The 20,388-nt window shown below is 34.6% G+C and carries 16 protein-coding genes, 2 pseudogenes and 1 other annotated feature; of the genes and pseudogenes, 10 read left to right on the top strand and 8 right to left on the bottom strand.

All coding sequences use genetic code 11. The annotated features are described in order from the left end of the window. The first annotated feature begins 12 nt into the window (after positions 1-12). Positions 13-1,413 (top strand): APC family permease, encoded by a 1,401-nt coding sequence (locus tag H0I41_RS08760; protein WP_135014217.1) that lies wholly within the window; start codon positions 13-15, stop codon positions 1,411-1,413. A 46-nt stretch (positions 1,414-1,459) separates the two neighbouring features. On the opposite strand, the gene asnA is transcribed toward H0I41_RS08760, so the two are convergent. Beyond that, positions 1,460-2,470, bottom strand: a complete 1,011-nt coding sequence (gene asnA, locus H0I41_RS08755; RefSeq protein ID WP_086875210.1) for an aspartate--ammonia ligase — start codon at positions 2,468-2,470, stop codon at positions 1,460-1,462. A gap of 62 nt (positions 2,471-2,532) precedes the next feature. Beyond that, positions 2,533-2,773: a binding site (T-box leader), on the bottom strand. 117 nt (positions 2,774-2,890) lie between these two features. Here asnA and H0I41_RS08750 point away from each other — a divergent pair. Beyond that, complete coding sequence (locus H0I41_RS08750; protein ID WP_014567896.1) at positions 2,891-3,793, top strand: DMT family transporter; 903 nt, start codon at positions 2,891-2,893, stop codon at positions 3,791-3,793. A gap of 37 nt (positions 3,794-3,830) precedes the next feature. Here H0I41_RS08750 and H0I41_RS08745 read toward each other — a convergent pair whose 3' ends face one another. The 3 genes from H0I41_RS08745 to thiD form a co-directional block, all read right to left on the bottom strand. Next, the gene (locus tag H0I41_RS08745) at positions 3,831-5,219 is read right to left on the bottom strand and encodes an APC family permease (RefSeq protein ID WP_135014216.1); all 1,389 of its coding nucleotides are present in this window, start codon (positions 5,217-5,219) and stop codon (positions 3,831-3,833) included. Next, positions 5,200-5,883 carry a type 1 glutamine amidotransferase gene (locus tag H0I41_RS08740; RefSeq protein WP_135014215.1) on the bottom strand — a complete coding sequence of 228 codons (684 nt, stop codon included), beginning with the start codon at positions 5,881-5,883 and terminating at the stop codon, positions 5,200-5,202. Before H0I41_RS08740 ends, H0I41_RS08745 begins: the two co-directional genes overlap by 20 nt. Before the next feature lie 75 nt (positions 5,884-5,958). After that, positions 5,959-6,774, bottom strand: a complete 816-nt coding sequence (gene thiD, locus H0I41_RS08735) for a bifunctional hydroxymethylpyrimidine kinase/phosphomethylpyrimidine kinase (protein WP_011162550.1) — start codon at positions 6,772-6,774, stop codon at positions 5,959-5,961. Positions 6,775-6,976: 202 nt separating this feature from the next. Here thiD and H0I41_RS08730 point away from each other — a divergent pair, with 202 nt between their 5' ends. Beyond that, positions 6,977-7,753 (top strand): tyrosine-protein phosphatase, encoded by a 777-nt coding sequence (locus H0I41_RS08730; protein WP_014567893.1) that lies wholly within the window; start codon positions 6,977-6,979, stop codon positions 7,751-7,753. A gap of 37 nt (positions 7,754-7,790) precedes the next feature. On the opposite strand, the pseudogene H0I41_RS08725 reads toward H0I41_RS08730, so the two are convergent. Further along, positions 7,791-8,767 (bottom strand): annotated as a pseudogene (locus tag H0I41_RS08725) (LacI family DNA-binding transcriptional regulator). A gap of 10 nt (positions 8,768-8,777) precedes the next feature. Beyond that, positions 8,778-10,247 carry a sucrose-6-phosphate hydrolase gene (locus tag H0I41_RS08720; RefSeq protein WP_127795768.1) on the bottom strand — a complete coding sequence of 490 codons (1,470 nt, stop codon included), beginning with the start codon at positions 10,245-10,247 and terminating at the stop codon, positions 8,778-8,780. Positions 10,248-10,482: 235 nt separating this feature from the next. Here H0I41_RS08720 and H0I41_RS08715 point away from each other — a divergent pair, with 235 nt between their 5' ends. The 4 genes from H0I41_RS08715 to H0I41_RS08700 all read left to right on the top strand — a co-directional run bounded on the left by H0I41_RS08715 (position 10,483) and on the right by H0I41_RS08700 (position 15,932). Then, the gene (locus H0I41_RS08715; protein WP_182094544.1) at positions 10,483-12,426 is read left to right on the top strand and encodes a sucrose-specific PTS transporter subunit IIBC; all 1,944 of its coding nucleotides are present in this window, start codon (positions 10,483-10,485) and stop codon (positions 12,424-12,426) included. Positions 12,427-12,548: 122 nt separating this feature from the next. Further along, the gene (locus H0I41_RS08710) at positions 12,549-13,343 is read left to right on the top strand and encodes a helix-turn-helix domain-containing protein (protein WP_135014213.1); all 795 of its coding nucleotides are present in this window, start codon (positions 12,549-12,551) and stop codon (positions 13,341-13,343) included. 452 nt (positions 13,344-13,795) lie between these two features. Next, positions 13,796-14,302, top strand: a complete 507-nt coding sequence (locus H0I41_RS08705) for an O-acetyl-ADP-ribose deacetylase (RefSeq protein WP_135014212.1) — start codon at positions 13,796-13,798, stop codon at positions 14,300-14,302. A gap of 19 nt (positions 14,303-14,321) precedes the next feature. Next, positions 14,322-15,932 (top strand): ATP-binding cassette domain-containing protein, encoded by a 1,611-nt coding sequence (locus H0I41_RS08700; protein ID WP_135014211.1) that lies wholly within the window; start codon positions 14,322-14,324, stop codon positions 15,930-15,932. Positions 15,933-15,974: 42 nt separating this feature from the next. On the opposite strand, the gene H0I41_RS08695 is transcribed toward H0I41_RS08700, so the two are convergent. Continuing rightward, positions 15,975-16,658, bottom strand: coding sequence for a gamma-glutamyl-gamma-aminobutyrate hydrolase family protein (locus H0I41_RS08695; RefSeq protein WP_004898075.1), 684 nt, complete (start codon positions 16,656-16,658; stop codon positions 15,975-15,977). A gap of 22 nt (positions 16,659-16,680) precedes the next feature. Next, positions 16,681-17,894: pseudogene (locus tag H0I41_RS08690) on the bottom strand (MFS transporter). A gap of 184 nt (positions 17,895-18,078) precedes the next feature. Here H0I41_RS08690 and H0I41_RS08685 point away from each other — a divergent pair. The 3 genes from H0I41_RS08685 (at position 18,079) to H0I41_RS08675 (ending at position 20,347) form a co-directional block, all read left to right on the top strand. After that, positions 18,079-18,936 (top strand): hypothetical protein, encoded by an 858-nt coding sequence (locus H0I41_RS08685; protein ID WP_044496770.1) that lies wholly within the window; start codon positions 18,079-18,081, stop codon positions 18,934-18,936. Between the two features lie 60 nt (positions 18,937-18,996). Further along, a complete protein-coding gene (locus H0I41_RS08680) occupies positions 18,997-19,419 on the top strand; it encodes a type I 3-dehydroquinate dehydratase (protein WP_011162540.1) in 423 nt (140 codons plus the stop codon). A 151-nt stretch (positions 19,420-19,570) separates the two neighbouring features. After that, entirely contained in the window at positions 19,571-20,347 is a 777-nt protein-coding gene (locus H0I41_RS08675; protein ID WP_011162539.1) for a DUF4931 domain-containing protein, read from the top strand. Positions 20,348-20,388 lie beyond the last annotated feature (41 nt).

Genomic DNA, 20,388 nt, shown 5'->3' with positions numbered 1-20,388 from the left:
AGTTATTAATAGATGAACGAAAATGAAACAAGTAAATTAGGCTTTTGGTCTATTGTTTTGTTGGCCATTAATTCGATTATTGGCTCAGGAATATTTTTAACACCTGGGAGCGTAGTTCAACAGGCTGGATCTAAAGCTTTAATTGTATATTTTATAGCTGCAATTTTTGCATCTATTTTAGCTATTTCTTTTGCAGCAGCAGCAAAATATGTAACTAAATCTGGAGCAGCTTATGCATACTCAAAGGCAGCTTTTGGAAATAATGTTGGTTTCTATATGGGAATTTTACGTTATTTTTCAGCTAGTGTTGCCTGGGATGTAATGGCAGTTGGGGTTATTAAATCTACTATTTCTATTTTTGGTGGTAACCCAAATGAAACGATGAGTGTAACTATTGGTTTTTTGATATTAATGGCTGTTATTACGGTAATTAATTTATTTGGTCAAAAAGTGGTTAAGTATGTTATGAACTTAGCGACTATTGGTAAGTTAGCTGCTCTAGTATTAATTATTGTTGCAGGGGTAGTTTTATTAATTGTAAGTGGTGCTTCAAGTAATTTAAGTCAGGTAGATCAAATTACTCAAAATGGTCAAAAGATTGTTCCTACTTTAACTACTACAGGTTTTGTAATGGCAATCGTATCTGCCTTCTATGCCTTTACTGGATTTGAATCAGTTGCTTCTGGTTCAGACGATATGAAGAATCCTGCTAAAAACTTACCACGCGCTATTCCTTTAGCTATTATTGTTATCGCGGTAATTTATATTGGGGTTGTTGCTGTTGCAATGATGCTCGATCCAAAAGCATTAATGACAACTAAGCAAGTTGTCGCAATTGCGGCTATTTTTAAGAATGAAATTTTAAGGGATGTTATCTTAGTTGGTGCTTTAGTTTCAATGTTTGGTATTAATGTTGCTTCTAGTTTCAATGCTCCACGAATTTTAGAAGCTATGGCACGTGAAAATCAATTCTCAAAGGCTTTAACTAAAAGAACTAAGAATAATTTCCCAATTAGAACCTTCTTTATTTCCGTATTATTTGCAATTTTAATTCCAATGGCATTTGAATATAATATGGTTAACTTGATTACTTTAAGTGCTATGGTACGTTTCTTAGGCTTTATTGTAGTTCCATTGGCAGTTATTCAATTCTATCGTGGAAAAACTGCAGAACCAGTTTTAAATGCGCAAAAGAATGTGTGGACTGATATTATCGTTCCAATTCTTTCCATTGCTCTAGTGATTTTCTTACTAGTAGAATATAACTGGAAGGCTCAGTTTGGGGTAGTCAATGCCCAAGGACAAGTAACTGGAATTAACTGGTATGCAATTGCTATGATGATTTTTGGATTTATCCTCTTACCTCTAATTATGTTTATTATCTCTAGAAAAGATCGTAAAGCTAGTAAATAACGAAAAAGACTGTTAAGCCGATTGGCTTAGACAGTCTTTTTTTGTGCTATAGAATTTTTATGTCGGCAGTTTCACATGATTCAATCATTTCGGGAGGCCAAATACTTGCTTGAACTTCGCCAATATGAGCTTTTCCAAGTAAAAGCATACATAAACGAGATTGGCCAATACCCCCACCAATTGTATAAGGAAGTTTACCTTCTAAAAGCATTTTGTGGAAAGGTAAATCAGATCTTTCTTCAGTATGAGCTTTTTTGAGTTGCTCTTTCAGCGATTCTTCGCTAACTCGAATTCCCATTGAAGAAATTTCTATTTTACGTTGTAAAGGTTCATACCAAAATAGTAAGTCACCATTTAACTGCCAGTCATCGTAATCTGGTGCACGACCATCGTGTGGTTTACCACTACGCTTTAATTTATCGCCAATTTTCATTAAGAATACTGCTTTTTTCTCTTTAGCTATTTTATCTTCACGTTCTTCTGGTGCTAAATCTGGCCAGCGGTCTTCCAGTTCTTGTGTAGTAATAAAAGTAATATCGCTAGGTAAGCGGTAAGTAGAACCCGGATAGCGTGCGCGGAGCTCTTTTTCAGTTTCTTTAATTGCTTTAAAAATTTGTTTGACAGTAGTTTTAAGAGTCTCAATATTTCTTTCTTCTTTAGCAATAATCTTTTCCCAGTCCCATTGATCTACGTAGATTGAGTGAAAATTATCTAAATCTTCATCACGCCGAATTGCGTTCATGTTAGTATAAAGACCTTCATGCATTCCAAAACCATAACGCTTAAGTGCTAGACGTTTCCATTTTGCTAATGAGTGTACAACTTCGATTGTATCATCTGGCATAGCCTTCATATCAAAAGCAACCGGACGTTCAATCCCATTTAAGTTATCATTTAATCCAGTAGATTTTTCAACAAACATTGGTGCTGACATTCTTTGAAGGTTTAATTTGTCAGCAATTTTATCTTGAAAATTTTCTCTAATGAAAACAATTGCGGCTTCAGTATCACGAATGGTTAAACTTGGATGGTAGTCCTTAGGTAATATTAATGTCATAATTATCTGTACTCCTTAGAAAAATTTTAAGAGTAAAGAAAAAAGCCCTTCACTCCTGAGTTTCTCAGGACGAAAGGCTTTTTTCCGCGGTACCACCTAAATTGTCTAAAAATAGACCAGCTTAATAGAACACAATCATGCTCTTCGGCTTGATAACGTACCGATGACGGCGTAGCTTACTTTAATTTAGGCTAGCAGCACAGCGGAAAAGTGTTATTCGATAATTCAGGGTCTACTAGCTTCTCACTAACGCTAATTCACTGAAAGAATAAAATTATCTACTCGTCTCTTCATTGCTTTTTAATTTTTATATTAAGTATATTTAACTCGATTTGCGTTGAAAAAGCAAGAGGTAAAAAGATAATTTTTTTCTAGTATGTTATGATGAATCTTGCATAAGATTAGGAAAGTTGGAAAAATATGACAAAAAAGAGATTGTGGACGTGCTTGGCAGCATTAGCCTGTGTTTTTTGGGGCATTTCAGGGTTATTTGCTAAGGGATTATTTAATATCAGCTCAAGTATAACGCCGATTTGGATTTCACAAGTTCGAATGGTAGTAAGCGGAGTATTATTATTGATTTTTGCTCAAATTACTGGCAAAAGACCACTTAAAACTATGACTGATAAAAAAGATGCAATTACTGTCATTGCGTACGGTTTGTTGGGGTTATTACCCGTGCAATATTGTTACTTCATTGTTGTTCAACAAGCAAATGCCTCCATTGCTACTGTATTACAGTTTATTGGACCATTTTTTGTCTTATTTTATATGGTAGTATTTGAGCATCAGGTATTACGTGCAGTAGATGTAATTGCTGCTATTGTTGCTTTTATAGGAGTTTTCTTTTTAGCTACACATGGGCACTTTAATCAATTGTCCCTAACTCCTTCAGTTTTATTTTGGGGTCTAATTTCGGCAGTAGGTGTAGCTACCAATACTCTTATTCCACGTCGATTACTTGATCATACTTCTAGTTTAGTAGTAACTGGATGGGGCTTGCTTTTTTCAGGGATTGCTTTGGTAATAGTACATCCGGTATGGCCAAAGATTCCGAATAATATTAATGTTTTTTGGCTAATGGCTGGTGTAATCGTGATTGGAACTCTAATTCCATTTCAATGGATGATGGGATCACTTCGTTATATTAAACCATCAACTGCTAGTTTATTAGATGCTTTTGAGCCGGTTTCCGCAACGATTGGGTCAGTAATTATTTTTGGATTAGTGATGGCTCCAATTGATTGGATTGGTTCAATAATGATCATTTGTGCAGTATTAGCACTTAATTGGGAACCGAAAAGTCGTAATAAAAAAGAGTAGTTACTCAAAACTCCCGAGTAACTACTCTTTTTTGTAATTAAGCATTTCTTTTGCTGATTTTACTATGTTTATATCCATAGACACAGTAAATAAATAGTCCAAATAAGAACCAAACACTAGCAAAAATATAAGTTTTAACAGATAAAAAACACATCATGCCAATGCAGGCAAGTCCAGAAAGAATTGGAATTACTGGATAGAATGGAACCTTGAAGTCACCTTCAGGAATATCTTTTCTTCTGCGTAATAAGATAACTCCAAATGAAACAAAAGTGAAGGCAAGCAATGTCCCAATTGAAACTAAGCTAGTAAGTTCTTCAAGAGAAAAGAGACCACCCATAATTGCAATCACAATAGTTACGATCCAGAGGGCATTTTCTGGAAGACCATGTTTGTCAATTTTTCCTAAAAAGCTAGGTAGGAGTCCATCGCGTCCAATAGAATAAATTAGACGTGAACTTGAGTAAATCATAGTTAACATCATTGTACTCATTCCGACAATAGCACCAATCGATAATAAATCTGCTACCCAACCTTGGTTAACGACCTTTAGAGCGTAGGCAACCGGATTAGCTACATCTAGTTGTTTATAATTTACCATCCCAGTTAAAACTACTGAAACTCCCATATAGAGAAGAGCTGCTACGATTAGAGTACCGATGATTCCAATAGGCATATTTTTTTTAGGATTTTTAACTTCAGCTGCTGAAGATGAAACAACGTCAAAACCTAAAAACGCAAAAAAGACTGTTGTAGCTCCACGTAAAACGCCTGTAGTTCCATATGGCGTGAAAGGTTGATAGTTTTTAGGCTTAATAAAAAATAAACCAACACCAATAAAAATAAATATGAGTGCTATCTTAATTAAAACAGCAGCATTATTAAATTTCATGGATGCTTTCATTCCACGAGAAAGTAAGATTCCAATTAATAAAACACTAATGACTGCCCATAAATTTAGGTACGTACCATTTAACGGATCGAATGATCCCTCAAAATGATGCGGGATGTGTAAGCCAAAGCTGTGTAGTAAGGAGTTGAAATAAGAAGCCCATCCAGCTGATACTGCAGCAACTGAGAGCATATATTCTAAGATTAATGCCCAACCTAAAATCCAGCCAATAACTTCTCCGTAAAGGATATTTCCGTAGGAATAAGCCGAGCCCGCAACAGGGATGCTAGAAGAGAGTTCGGCATAACACATACTTGCTAGCGTACAAACTAAAGCAGCAATAAGAAATGAAAGTGTTACACCAGGACCAGCTTCTTTAGCAGCAACCGTACCTGGTAAAATAAAAATTCCTGTCCCAATAACTGCTCCGATACCAATGGTTAATAAGTCAAAAGCCCCGAGCGTTTTGACAAAGTGCTTATCAGTACCGAGATAACGCTTGAGGCTTTCTTTTCTAAACGGATTCAACTTCATTAGCAGTACGCTCCTTGTGACGTTCTAAAATCATTTTAACAATCGCGTTTGCCACATTTGTGTTTCGAAGTAGCGGTCCGTGTGAATATGATCCAATAAAGTTTTTGTAGCGTAAACCTTCAACTTTATCTTGGGGATTGTTGCCGTAACCTTCAATCATTTCACCAAAGGGATGAAGCATATTAGTATTATCAAAGTAAGTTTGTCCTGAATGATTTTCAAAGGCTTTTACTTCGCCCCATTCAGTCATATAGCGGGTATCACCAATCATTCGCTTGTCTGCCTTAAAAATTGTATGTAAAGGTAAGATCCCTAATCCTTTGATGGTAATGCCAGAGTTAGTTTTATAATAATCTCCCATCAATTGATAACCACCACAGATACAAAGCATTGGATTACCGGCTTTGATATAGTTTTCAATTGTTTCTTTATGACGTGGCAGATCTTTAGCTACAACAGTTTGTTCAAAGTCTTGACCACCACCAAAGAATAAAAAGTCGTAGTCATTAGCATCAAAACTATCGTCTAATGAAATGTTATCAACTTCAGTTTGATAGCCTTGCTTATCCAATAGGTAACGAATTACTTTAACATCGCCAGAATCTCCGTAAGTATTCATTAAATTTTCGTATAAGTATGCAATTTTTATTGTTTTATCTGCCATAATTATCATCCTTATTTAAATTGTATGTTCAAAGTATAACTTAAAATTGTCTTAAATCCTAGTTAGTAAAAAATATTAGTTCATTTCTTCTTGAGCGGCTAGATGGTTGATTGGGCCATATTTAGAGCCAACATTTATTGGATGTGAAATGGCTTCATAAGTAAAATCCTTAGCAATTTTAACAGCCGTTTTGAGATCAGTCCCTTTAGCTAATTCAGCTGTAATTACTGCTGATAAAGTATCACCAGTTCCGTTAACTCGATCTGTTTTGAAATATGGCTTAGTTAACCATTCTTCTGAACCATCTGCTAATAAAAGGTAGTCCTTAACTTCAGTTTGATTGCTATTGTGGTGACTGCCCTTAATTAAAACATTTTTAACGCCCATTTTTTGTAGCTTTCTTGCGCCTTGTTTAATTTCATCTTCATTCTTTAGTTCAAGTTCAGTCAATTTCTGAGCTTCAAAAAAGTTCGGTGTAATAATTGTTGCAAGGGGAACTAATTCGTCAAGAAAAGCTTGATAGGCATCATCTGCTAAAAGTGTAGCTCCATGCTTAGTGATGATTACTGGATCAAGCACAATATTTTGCATTTGATAATGTTTTAAGTTTTTAGCAACTACATCAATAATTTCTTTATTAGCTAGCATTCCTGTTTTAACGGCTTTTATTTTAAAGTCTTCATTTAAAACATCAAATTGCTTTTGAATAAAATCTAATGGCATTAATTGTTGTGCAAAAATACCTTGAGAATTTCCTGCGACAGCAGCTGTTAAAAGCCCCATTCCATAAACGCCACGTGCATAAAAAGCATGTAAATCTGCTGGCATTCCAGCACTTCCGTCGCTATCATGACCTGCAATTGTTAAAACTTCGATGTGTTCTTTTGACATATTGTGCCGTCCCTCCTAAAATTTATTTTCGGTAAATTATTACTATCAATTATAAAAAATAAACTAACAAAGTGAAAGTGTTCTGTACGCAAGGCAGAAGGGAAAAACTTTTCCTGAACTTAAATCTCAAATACTTAATTACTGTAGAAAATAGTCTAGAATATAAACTGAGAGATAATATGGATAATAAAGGATGAAAAGTATGGAACATAATCGTTTAGTTACCTTTGATGGTACTGTTAATTTTCGCGATATTGGTGGCTATGAAAATAATGAAGGTAAACATGTTAAGTGGAATAAAATTTATCGTTCTGATTCCTTAAGTAGTCTAACTAAACGCGATGAGGAAAAGTTAGAAGAAATGAAAGTCACAGTAGATTGTGATTTACGCACAAGTAATGAACAATTAATGGCTCCGGACCGACAATGGAATGGGGTAGAAGTTCTCGATTGTCATGTCTACGCAGAGGATAGCAGCGGTAATTTTGTTAATGACAGTCATAAACTATATCGCTTTTTACATCATATTCCTAAAGTTAATAGTTATTTAGGCGAAATTTATCAAAATGTAATTTTAAGTCCCGCTAGTCAAAAGGCTTTTGCCCGTGTGTTTGCGTCCCTACTTACCTTACCGGAGGATGAAGCGTTAGTATATCACTGCAGTGCTGGTAAAGATAGAACTGGAATGACCACAGCATTAATTTTAAAGGGCCTGGGTGTTGATGAGCATACAATTGCCCGTGACTATTTATTAACAAATGAGCTGTATACTTTTGGTCTTAAAAAGCAACTTCCAAGTGATTCTGAAATGATTAAAATGGTTAATCGCATGAATATTACTGAAGGTGAAGGTACCGCTATTGAAGGAATTACTCAGACAATCGATATTGGATATGGCGGTTTTGAAAATTACTTTACTAAAGAACTTGGTTTTTCAAGGCAAGATCTAAAAGATTTTAGGAAAATGTATTTAGAGTAACAAAAAACATTAGACACATTGAAGTGCCTAATGTTTTTTAGTTTCCACTAGATTCACGTTTAAGTAGTTCTACAGGTAAATAGTAGGTATAGTTATCCAGTTCTTCAGTTGGATTATCGATTCTTTTTTCTAAAAGTTTAACAAGTAATTGTGCAATTGAGGGAATAGGTTGAACAATTGTAGATAAACGTGGCTCGAAATCACGGACAATTTTACTACCATCAAAGCCAATAATTTTTAAATCCTTAGGAATATGAATACCTAAGGATTTAAAATAAGAAGAGCAGTGAGGTCATCCGACGCGACGATTCCATCTACCTTATGATTTTCTAGCAAATCTCTAATTGCCATTTCTTTTAAGGCGAGGGTTTCGTTAAAGATCACTGGATGGATGTGTTCTGTTAACTTAAGCTCCTTAATTGTTTCTTTATAGCCCAGGAGCCGCTTTTGAGTAGGGTGTCCATCTAAAGTGGGGTTTCCTACAAAGTAAATGTGACGTGCACCATGATTATAAAGCTCTTGAGTAGCTAAACTACCACCTTTAAAGTTATCGGCACTAACGATTGGAATATTATCCGATAGTTTTCGATCAAAAGATACAATTGGTAAGCCAGTTCTTTGATATTCTTCAATTCCTAAGTTATGTGCACCAGCGATAATACCATCAACTTGGTTAGCCATTAACATTTGCAGGTAAGTACGCTCTTTTTCTTTGTCATTGCCTGCGTTACAAAGAATTGTTTTATAGCCGTGTTTAAAAAGTTGATCTTCTATTTTAGAAACTAATTCTCCAAAAAAAGGATTAGAAACATCAGGAAAAATTAAACCAATTAATTTGGTTTTCTTGCCTTGCAGAGATCGAGCAACTGAATTAGGTTGATAATTCAACTCTTTCATTGCTTCATGAACTTTTTTACGTGTTTTTTGACTAATATAGCCGTAATTATTAATTACGCGTGAAACTGTAGTAACAGAGCAGCCTGCTTTGGCAGCTACATCGGTTAATTTGACCATTATTATCTTCCTATAATATAGAATTCATGCTCCATAGTCGTCCCGTGTACTTAGTATCTTTGTCAAAAGCAATTTTTTGGTTTGGAGTTGGTGCAAAGAATCTTAAAGTTGCAACATGACGACCATTATTGATGAAAATTTCGCATAATGAGCCATCGATGAAAATATCTAAATCTAGATCTTGATCATCTTTCAGGTCAATTGTTCTAGTTGCTCCATAATCTGGGTTAACAGCTGGACCACTTGAAGCCCGATCAATTGTTAATTTTGCGTTTTTATCTGTATTAAAATCAAGTACTAGACTTGATGATAGATCTTCATTAGAAGCTAAGTGTAATTTTCCACTTTGACCAGCTAGTAAGTGAAGTTTTAGTTCATATTGCTTACCGGCTGCTTGACTAATTATCTTTTCATTATTGAGCTGTTTCTCATTATGACGTAATTTCTTAATTGCGTCTACTGGATGTTGATATAACGCCCCATCTTTAATTTCTAATCGCTTAACTTGACTGTAGCAATTAGCCCAGTTCTCTTTATCGGTTGGATAAGTACAGTCTGGAAGACCAACCCAAGAAATAGCATAAGCATTCCCATCGGGTGCATTAAATGCTTGAGTGGCATAGACATCAAAGCCATCATCTAAATTAGCTGGTTTTTCTTGAAGGGGGGTAAATTTTGCTTCACTTAAGTTAATATCTTTTCCAATCCAGTACATATTTGGATAAATATTTTTGTAGTCAGCAACTGACTTGTCTAATCCTTGAGGGCAGAAAATTAAAACAGGATAATTATTAACAAAAACTAGGTTAGGACATTCAATCATATAGCCCATTTCGTCTTTGCCTAAGTCTAAGTAGCCATTTTCATGCCAATTTTTGAGATCAGTTGATTCATAGATATCAATGTGACCCTTCTTAGTCTTAGCATCTTGAGCCCCAAGTAAAACATAATATTTTCCATCATGCTCAAATAATTGTGGATCACGGAAGTGCTCACTGACATGGTCTGGAGGCAGGATTGCGGGGTCCTTAGGTTTAGTAATATGATTATCTTTATCCATTTCCGCAATTACTTGATAAGGAATTCTAGTCCAATCTTTATCGCGGTGATTGCCTGTATACATTAATAGAAGTTTTCCATCATGTTCCATTGCTGAACCTGAGTAGGCACCTGCATTATCTAAGTCACTGTCTGGATCAATTGCTGAACCAAGATAATGCCAATGCACTAAGTCTGGTGAAGCATAGTGAATCCAAGATTTAACTCCATGAACTGGTCCAAATGGATAAGACTGACAAAATAGATGGTATTCACCATTATAATAGGAAAATCCATTAGGATCATTGATTAATCCAGAAAGTGGGTGGATATGATAGTGCATTTGATAGGGAGACGTTGCAGCTTGAGCTTGAAGATTTAATAAAGTCTGTGCATCCCAATCTTTATATTTGCGATAACGTTGTTCTCTTGTCCATTCCATAACTTATTCACCTCATTGAATATGTAAACGCATTCTTATATAAGAATGTTAACTTAAAGCTGGTCTATATGTCAAACGAATAACAGTATTAAACTAGTATTTTAAAAAATAGAAATTAAAATGTGGCAAAATAATAGCATTTTTTATGATAAGCGCTTGACATAATTTTAGAATACGCTATCATAATACATGTAAATATTTAAAACGCTTACACATTTTCAAGGAGGAGACAGACATGGATCACAAAAAAGTTGCTGAAACAGTTATTGAAGCTGTTGGTCGCGACAACTTAGTAGCCTCTGCTCACTGTGCTACGCGTCTACGTTTAGTCTTAAAAGACGATAGTAAAGTAAATATGAAAATGCTTGATAGCGATCCAGATATCAAGGGTACTTTTAAAACTAACGGTCAGTTTCAAATTATTATTGGACCTGGGGATGTTAATAAAGTCTACGATGAATTAATTAAAATGACAGGTCTATCAGAGCTTTCAACTGATGATTTAAAGAAGGTTGCTCAAAAGGATCAAAAGTTCAATCCAGTAATGGCCTTTATTAAGCTTTTATCTGACATCTTTGTTCCTATTATTCCAGCCTTAGTAGCCGGTGGTTTATTAATGGCTTTGAACAACTTCTTAACTTCTCCAGGTTTATTTGGAGCTAAGTCAGTTGTTCAAATGGCACCTAGCGTTAAAGGATTATCTGAAATTATCCAGGTAATGTCCGCTGCTCCATTTATTTTCATGCCTATCTTAGTTGGTATGTCTGCTGCTAAACGTTTTGGAGCTAACCAATTCTTGGGTGCAACTATTGGTATGATTATGACCACTCCAGCTTTAGGTGGAGCTGGTAAATATTGGGATATCTTTGGTTTACACGTTTCTCAAACTAACTACCAATACCAAGTTATTCCGGTTTTAGTAGCAGTTTGGCTTTTAGCTTTCTTAGAAAAGAGATTCCACAAGTGGCTACCATCTGCAGTTGACTTTACTTTCACACCACTTCTTTCAATTATGATTACTGGTTTCTTAACTTTTACAATTATTGGACCAGTCTTTAAAGGTGTGTCAGATGCAATAACTACTGCTATTGTTTGGCTTTACAATACTACTGGTGCCTTTGGTATGGGTATCTTTGGTTTATCTTACTCAGCTATTGTTACTACTGGTCTTCACCAAAGTTTCCCAGCAGTTGAAACTCAACTTTTAGCTGAATATGCACGTGGTCGTGGATCCGGTGACTTTATCTTTGTTACCGCATGTATGGCTAACGTTGCTCAAGGTGCTGCTACTTTTGCTATTTACTTCTTAACTAAGAATGAAAAGGTTAAAGGTTTAGCCAGTTCATCTGGTGTTTCTGCATTACTTGGTATTACCGAACCAGCTTTGTTTGGTGTTAACTTGAAGTACAAGTTCCCATTCTTCTGTGCTTTAATTGGTGCAGGTGTTGGTGCTGCTTTTGCAGGATTAATGCATGTTACTGCTGCTGCTCTTGGTTCAGCTGGTTTCCTTGGATTCTTGTCAATGGTTCCAAAGAGCATTCCAATGTGGGCACTTTCTGTAGCAATTAGTTTCATTGTTGCCTTTGGTTTAACCTTTGTATATGGCAAACGTCACTTTAAGGAAGACGTAGTAGAAGAATCCGGTACTGTTGAATCTGCTGGTGATCAAGTAGCACAACAAGAAAAAGCTGAACAAATTATCAAAGAAGATAAAGAATTACATGATGAAGTAATTGCTGCTCCTGTTTCAGGTAAGGCAGAAAGCTTGAAAGATGTAAATGACCCAGTCTTCTCTACTGAAGCAATGGGTAAGGGTGCTGCAATGGTACCAAGTGAAGGTACTATCTACTCCCCAGTAACTGGTGAAATTACAGTTGCTTATGAAACTAAACATGCTTATGGAATTAAATCCGACGAAGGTGCAGAAGTTTTAATTCATATTGGTATCGACACTGTTAACATGAAGGGTGAAGGATTTACTACTGATGTAAAACAAGGCCAACATGTTGAAAAAGGTGAAAAGCTTGGAACGGTTGATTTAGATGCTGTAAAGAAAGCAGGATACGATACAACTGTCATGACTGTAATTACTAACACTACTAGCTATGCAAATGTTCAACGTATTGATGGCGTAGAAAAGAAGCATGGTAACGACTTAATCGCAGTTACTAAGAGATAATTATTGATAAGTAAATCAAAATAAGCTCATTTCCTACTTTGGGGATGAGCTTATTTTTTGTTCTAAATTTAGGACTAGAATTATATAATTACATATCATTAACTTAGAAAAGAGATGAAATAATGCAAATTGGGAAAGAACTGAAAAAACTACGGTTAGAACTAGGACTAAGTCAAACAGAGATGGTAGGAGATATTTTAACAAAATCCTACTATTCAAAAATCGAACGGGGATTACATGAAATTAACGCAAAAGATTTAATTGAAATACTTGAACGAAATAGAGTTAATATTTCCGATTTCTTTCAGAGTATAGAAAGTAAGGGAAAAAGTAAAAAATATTTAGAGCAGTTAAGAAATGCATATTATGAACAAAGTCTTTCAAAAATTGTAGAAATAAGAAAAATTTGTGCTGAAGATTATCAATACAGAAATGTTTATGCTCATGCTATTCTTTTAGAAAAGTTTTTTAAAAAGAAGAAGTTATCCTATAAAGAAGAAACACTGATTAAGAAACTAATACTTAATATAGATGAGTGGGGAGAAGATAATTTACGCTTGTTTGCTATGGCTATATCTCTGTTTGATGAATCAGAGATTGAGTATGAACTAAATATGATTTTAAGAAAGTATAAGGAAATAGATAAAGCCAGCAGGAAAATTCAAGAAATACTTGGAGGAATAATGGTTAATTATTTAAACATAATGTTCTTAAAACATGATAGAAATTTTGAGATGATAAGCAAATTGAGGAATTTCTTGTATAAGTTACCGGTTGAGCCAAGAACTATATTTTTTAAAGTGATGGCAGATTATTATGGTTATCTTTTTAATGAAGAAAAATTAGAAGCAAAAAAGATTTTAGACTTTTTTGAAAGACATGGGATGGAGTCAATTACAGCCTATATAGCATTTTAGTTGTGTCATGATAGACACTTGGCTGATGGATTTTTAACAGTTTTGTATTATATACATATATTCAAAGCCTTGAAATTAATAATATTTTATCTATTAGTGGAACGAATAAAAAATGAATGTTAATAAACTTATATTAGAAATAAGCTATTTATTTTGTTGTATAGGTCCGATCGTTATACTTATTATTAGAAATATAAATGATCTAATGACTGTAACATTTGGAATAGTATCAATTATTTTTCTTATATATATGTTTTGGTATATTTTTATATTTCACAAGAATAAGTTTTGATTAGTAAATTCTAATAATTATTTTTTATCAATCTTACATACATTTGCCTATAATATATACTCATGATCATAAATCAAAATAAGCTCATTTCCTACTTTGGGGATGAGCTTATTTTTTTGTTTGAGATAAAATATAAGTATGAAAGAAAGGGTGAGGGTTAGTGAATGATATTCAAGTGATTCAAGCGGATATCACAAAATTAAAAGTTGATGCAATCGTTAATGCAGCTAATAGAACACTTCTAGGTGGCGGTGGAGTTGATGGGGCAATTCATCGTGCAGCTGGTCCAGAATTACTAGCAGAATGTAGAACTCTTCATGGTTGTGAAACTGGCGAAGCAAAAATTACTAAGGGGTATAACTTGCCTGCTAAATATGTTATTCACACTGTAGGACCAGTTTATAATCCGAATTTTGCTCAAAAAGATGCAGAACTTTTAGCGAATTGTTACCGCAATAGTCTTGATCTGGCTAAAAAGTATAATTTACATTCAATTGCTTTTTCTTGTATTTCAACTGGTGTGTATGGGTATCCAAAAGTAGCTGCTGCAAAAATTGCGGTTGAAACTACTAAGAATTGGCTTAAACAACAAAAATTTAATATTAAAGTCTACTTTTGTGTATTTGATTCAGAAAATAAAGCCATATATAATAAATTAACGTCTTAACTAAAGTGAGGAGTTTTAGATGAGTTTAAAATATGCAAAACGAAGTCAGGTGATTTGGTTTGCTATCTTGGCTGCAATTAAGGCTTGTAATATTTTATTTGTGGCTTATATGATCAAGATTATGCTGAATGTGGCATCATCGCATTCAAAGGATGTAATGCACTTGGTGCGTTTAGCAGCTTTAACGGCTTTAGGGCAGCTATGCTTCATGATGAGTAATTTCATCTATGAGCGTGTAAAGATGGGAATCATTCGTGATGTTAATATGGTTTTCAAGCAGGCTAATTTACAATATTTGGTTGATCAAGGTGAAACCGATATAAAAAATGGCTTGTCACTTATGACGAATGACTTGAAACAAATTGAAACAAATCGAATTACAGCTCAACTTGATATGATTTATCAAGGCTTAACTTTTATTGGCTCATTAGCTTTTGCCTTATATAATTCCTGGCAAATGACGATTATTTTCGTAGTTGCGATGGCGGCTCCAGCCGTTGTACAAATTTTTACTAGTAGAATCATTACTAAAAAATCTAAAATTTGGGCTAAAACAAATGCTAATTATACTCAAAATGTTTCTGATTCATTAAATGGGGCCCAATCAGCTAAACTCTATAATGTTAGAAACAATATTGTAGTAAGAGCAACAAAATCAGCTCAAAATATGGAAAATGCTCTGCGAAATATGAACTTAACTCAAGCTTGGGCCTTAGAATTAATTTATTCTGCTGCTGAATTATTCTGTTTCATTATTCCATGTACGATTGGTGGCATAATGATGATGCAGGGAAGCTTAAGTGTTGGTACTTTATTTATGATGGTAGATTTGGCAATGAACTTTATTACGCCAGTCGTAACCTTGTTTAATGAATTTAACCAAGTTAAATCAACCGTTCCAATGTGGAAGAAAACACAAAAAGCCCTTAATTATGAAATAAAAGAAAATTCAGAGAAAGCCAAGAAGTTTGAAGGACTAGATGTAAAAAATCTTTCGTATCAAACTAAGGCAGATAAGCATACAATTTTTACAGATGTTAATTTACAGGTTAAACCTGGAGAAAAGATTCTTCTCATGGCTCCAAGTGGTTGGGGCAAAACCACTTTGCTGCGCCTAATGCTTGGTTTAAAGAAGCCAGTAAAGGGTAAAATTTTGATTAACGGAAAGAATGTAACTGGGGACTGGGCAAAAGCTCATAATTATTTCTCTTATGTTAATCAAAAACCTTTTATGTTCGATGATACGTTGTGGTTCAATATTACCTTAGGTAGAAAGGTTAGCGACGAAAAATTAAAGGAAGTTATTCATCTAGCTGGTTTAGATGAATTAGTTAAAAAAGAGGGGCTTGACCATAAAGTTGGCGAAGCTGGCAATGGTTTATCAGGTGGACAAATCCAACGAATTGAAATTGCTCGTGCCTTATTGTCAGGGCGACCAATTTTGTTAGCTGATGAAGCTACGAGTGCTCTAGATCCGAACTTGTCTCTAGCAATCCATGAAACTCTTTTGAAAAATCCTGATGTTGCAGTAATTGAAGTTGCTCACAAAATTTCACCAAAAGAAAAAGCGATGTTTAATAAAATTGTTCACTTAGACATGAGTGAAGGAAGTAAAAACAAAAATAATTAAAAAATAAGCTTGAGAAGTTTTATACCTCTCAAGCTTATTTCTTTAGTTTAATTTTGCAAAAAAGTTAGTAAAAATTTTTTCTTGCTTCGGATCGTTCAATAGCTTATCTGGTCGCCATTGAATACCTAACATTGTTTGATCAGTTGATTCAATAGCTTCAATAATACCATCAGGAGCAGTTGCAACAATATTAAAGTTGTTAGCAATAGTCTTAATAGCTTGATGGTGGTTGCTATTAACATAGGGATGAGTTCCTACAGCTTTAGCAAGTTCACTTTCATCAGTTACATTAACGTGGTGACTTTCTAAAGAGAGATCATTTGGCTGAATATGTTGAACACCTGCACCAGAATTTTGAGCATAAATATCTTGGAAAAGTGTACCGTTAAAAGCAACATTTAACATTTGCATTCCGCGGCCAATTCCTAAAATTGGTAAATTGGAATCATGGGCATTTTTGATTAAGTTTAGCTCAAATTGATCTCGATGTGGATCAGTTTCTCTAAGCTCGGGAAGTGGCTCTTCATTATAAAAAATTGGTGTGATGTCAGGGCCGTCGCTAAGAATCAGAGCATCGAAATTGACACTAGGCACTGGCATCGTCTTTAAGCTTACTGGAGCAAAGACAAGAGGAAGAAATCCTAGTTTTACAACAGTATCAACAACACTTCGATCAACAATTACCTCATTATTTTTAATACCTGCACTAATACCGATAGTTTTCATAAAGAAACACTCCTTTAACAAGTTAGGCGTTGCGAGATTGGGAAGAAAATTGCATGATTAAATAATTAATCAGTAGGGTAATCCCAGTTGCTGCAAATACCCATTCATAAGTAAACATACCAGAAATAGTTGAACCTAGTAAAGACCCTAAGACCGCCCCAACTGCTTGGAAGGATTGGTTGTAAGAAAAGACCCTACCAAATGCTTCTGGTGGAACATTCAAAGTAAGAATTGTTTGAGCAGCTGGCAGTAAGCCAGCACTGATAATTCCTAATAAGAAACGCCAGAAAGCTAATGACCAGGCATTAGGAATAAAAGTCATTGGAATAAATAAAATAGTAGCAATTAATAATCCCCATCGCAAAACTTTTTCAGCACCAACACGATCCATTAAGTGACCAATATGTGATGCAGAGAGCATTGTACCAAGACCGGGTGTAGCCGCAACAATCCCGGCGATTAGGGCAATATTATTACTGTGCGGCATTAAAGATTTAACATAAAGAGAGACAATGGGATCGATAGACATAGTTGAAGATTGAACAATCATTGTCGTCACAAACATAATGATAATTAATTTAACATTAGGTAAGTCTTGCAGTATTTGTCCCATTGGTTTCATCTTTTCTCGGGAAACTGGCGTGAAGTCTTCTTTTACTAATAACCATGTTCCTAAGAAAGTTAAAAACATTAGTCCGCCAGTAATAAAGAAGGGGATGCGATAACCGAAGGCGCTTGATAAGGCACCACCAATTAGAGGTCCCACTAAGTTACCCGCAGTTCCTGCAGTCATCATTTGACTCATTACCCAGCCACTACGCTGGTGCGGTGTCTCACCTGCCATGAGCGCCGTTGCGTTATTAATATAGCCTGAAATAAGCCTTGTAAGAAACGCATACAGATAATAAAAAGTGCACTTTGAGCTAGGCCTGTAATAAAGATCGTTAAACTCATAACGCCAGCAGCACGCATGCACATTAATTTTCTACCTTTACGATCGGCTAAATTACCCCAGTAAGGGGAAATAATGGCCTGGGCAATAAAAGTCATGGCAAATGCTAACCCTGAGTAAAGGTTTAATTGTAGTTTATTATAATGACCTAGTTCAGCCATAAATAAAGAAATAAATGGCATTGTCATTGAATAACCTAATCCTGTAATAAAACAACCGAGCCATAGAGTATAAAAAGTTTTATGCCAACCATTTGGTAAAGTGCTGGCTTGTGATTTATTCACCTAGTCATCTCAATTCTAAATTACTTTTTAATTTATAATAGGATTATTTTAGCACAGTGTTTTAAAAGTAATTATTTTCATCTTATTAACTTGTTTAATTTTCTTAAAAAAGTAATGCGGATAGTCTTCTAACATGCTAATATTGATTAGCACAATAAGGTAAAGGTAGAGAATAGTGAATAAGATGGAAGATTCTAAAGATAAGAAAAAAGTTTTAACTAGAGAAGAGTATCGAAAGCGACTAGCAAGCCATGGTAAAGTAAACGTTTGGGACTTATTCTTAAATCGGCCATACATTTCAGTAGCTTTAATTGTGCTAGCAATTCTATTTATTATGACCAAGTGGTGGCTTGGTCTAGTAATTTTAATAATTGCTGCAATTGCTGGAGCATTTATCATTGTAAAAAGTAAAAATCCTGACAGAACTCTTAGTTTGGAATTTAAATTAGGTGGGAATAAGACACTTCATTTACTTAAAGCATTGCAGTTAGGAGCTTCAATGATCATGTTTTTGTCCACTTATATGCGACAAGTTGTTACTATTAATTTTCAAACTACTGGCTCACAAGATATGTTAAAAATGCTCCAAGGTGCGGCTGCTAGCACCAATAATGTTTATGCGGCTCAAGGAGCAAATGTAGTTGGATTACTGGATAGCTTATTAGGCGGTAGTTTGTGGGGGACCTACCGCTATGCGACAAATAGTGGTCAATTTATGAATGATCCGGCAGGTAGATGGATTATGATTTGGACCTTCCTTTTAATGGTAGCCCCTGCTATTTGTGTTTTGGCACAATTCTTTAGAGAACCGTATTCACGTCGAGCTATGCTAGTGGGGTCAGGTATTTCAACAGTTTTATTTGTTTTGACGCCAACTATGATTAATCGATGGGCATATCAATTTGCCATTAATCACCAAATTAATCCAGCACAGATTGGTCAAATGTTTAGTGTTGGCTATATGGCCTATTTTGGCATGGGATGTAGTATTCTAGTATTTGTAATTGCTATTATTCGCAGCATTAAACGAGATAAATTTTAATGAATGAAGATAAAATTGCTACTATAATTTAGGTAGCAATTTTTTATTTGGAGAAAAAAGATGAGTTTTGATCAAAGAAAAGTAGAAATTAACAAGCAAATGATTTTAATGCCCATTAATACTGGTGTAAGTGAAAAAGATATTTTAAAGCAAGCAGAGGAAATAAAAAAACTCCAACCTGAGATGATGGAGTGGAGAATTGATTATTTTAAAGACGTAGTTTTAATGAACAGGTTACTTGAAGTGGCAGGAAAAGTGAAAAATGTGATGGGGACTATTCCTATTTTAATTACATTTCGTAGCCAAAAATTCGGCGGCAAAACTGAATTAGATAGTGAAGATGCATATTTAAACTTAGTAAAAATCGTAATTGATTTTAAATTAGGATATGCTGTTGATATCGAGCAAGGGCACGTTTCTGATAGAGTAAAAGGTTTAATTGAAGATGCAAAATCTAAGGAAGTCCAAGTGGTACTTTTTTAGATAAAAAAACTCTTTCGGAAAAGTGACCGAAAGAGTAAAGTTAAGGAAAGCTACAAAATGTTATATGAAAGCGCTTTAACCGCCTTCATAGATTATTATAGTAGAGTGTAAGCTGAAGTGCAAATGTTTTTTTCAGAGATGAGGAATAAATTTGAATAACGATCCACTTATATTTGAATTTGCGATAGCTAAAGATAAACCATCCAGTTTTAATGGTAGTAAGGATACTACCTGTCCTTTTTGTGATGTGGAAAATTTAAGGGATATTTATCAAACCAATGGTCCAATGATCTGGCTGGCTAATCGTTTTCCAACTTTAAAAGATACAAAACAAACAGTATTAATTGAATCAGATGAACATCATGGGGATGTTGCTACATATTCACAAGAATATAATCGCCGCTTAATGAAGTTTGCTCTTGAATGTTTCGACAAGATGAGGAAAAACAGAGAATTCAGATCAGTTCTTTGGTATAAAAATTTTGGACCTAAGTCTAATGGATCACTGTCTCATCCACATATGCAAATTGTTGGTTTGTATAAAGAAGATGGCTATAAATATATTCATGAAAATAATTTTACTGGAATTACTGTTTTTAAGACAAATAATATGGAAGTTAATTTCGCGACACATCCAGTTCAAGGCTTTCAAGAATTAAATGTTAATTTAATAGATAAAAACGGCTTAAATCTTTGGGCGGATTGGATTCAATACGCTATCCGTTATACTTTAGAAGAGATGTATGGGGGAAAATGTGATTCATATAACCTATTTTTCTATCCCAATAAAGACGGAATCTGTTGTAAAATTATCCCACGTTTTTATGCGCCGCCTTATTTTGTAGGATATAAATTATCTGAGTGTAATGATAATAACACCTTGAGAAAAGAAGCGAAGAGATTATTAAATTTTGTACAAAAATCTTGAAATAATATTTCAGTACCTTAGAATGTTGAATAGAAATAGAG

The organism is Lactobacillus johnsonii (genome assembly GCF_014058685.1).
Lineage (GTDB): Bacteria > Bacillota > Bacilli > Lactobacillales > Lactobacillaceae > Lactobacillus.
Note: the sequence above shows the minus strand (reverse complement) of the source record. Positions and strands in the feature narration are given on the sequence as shown.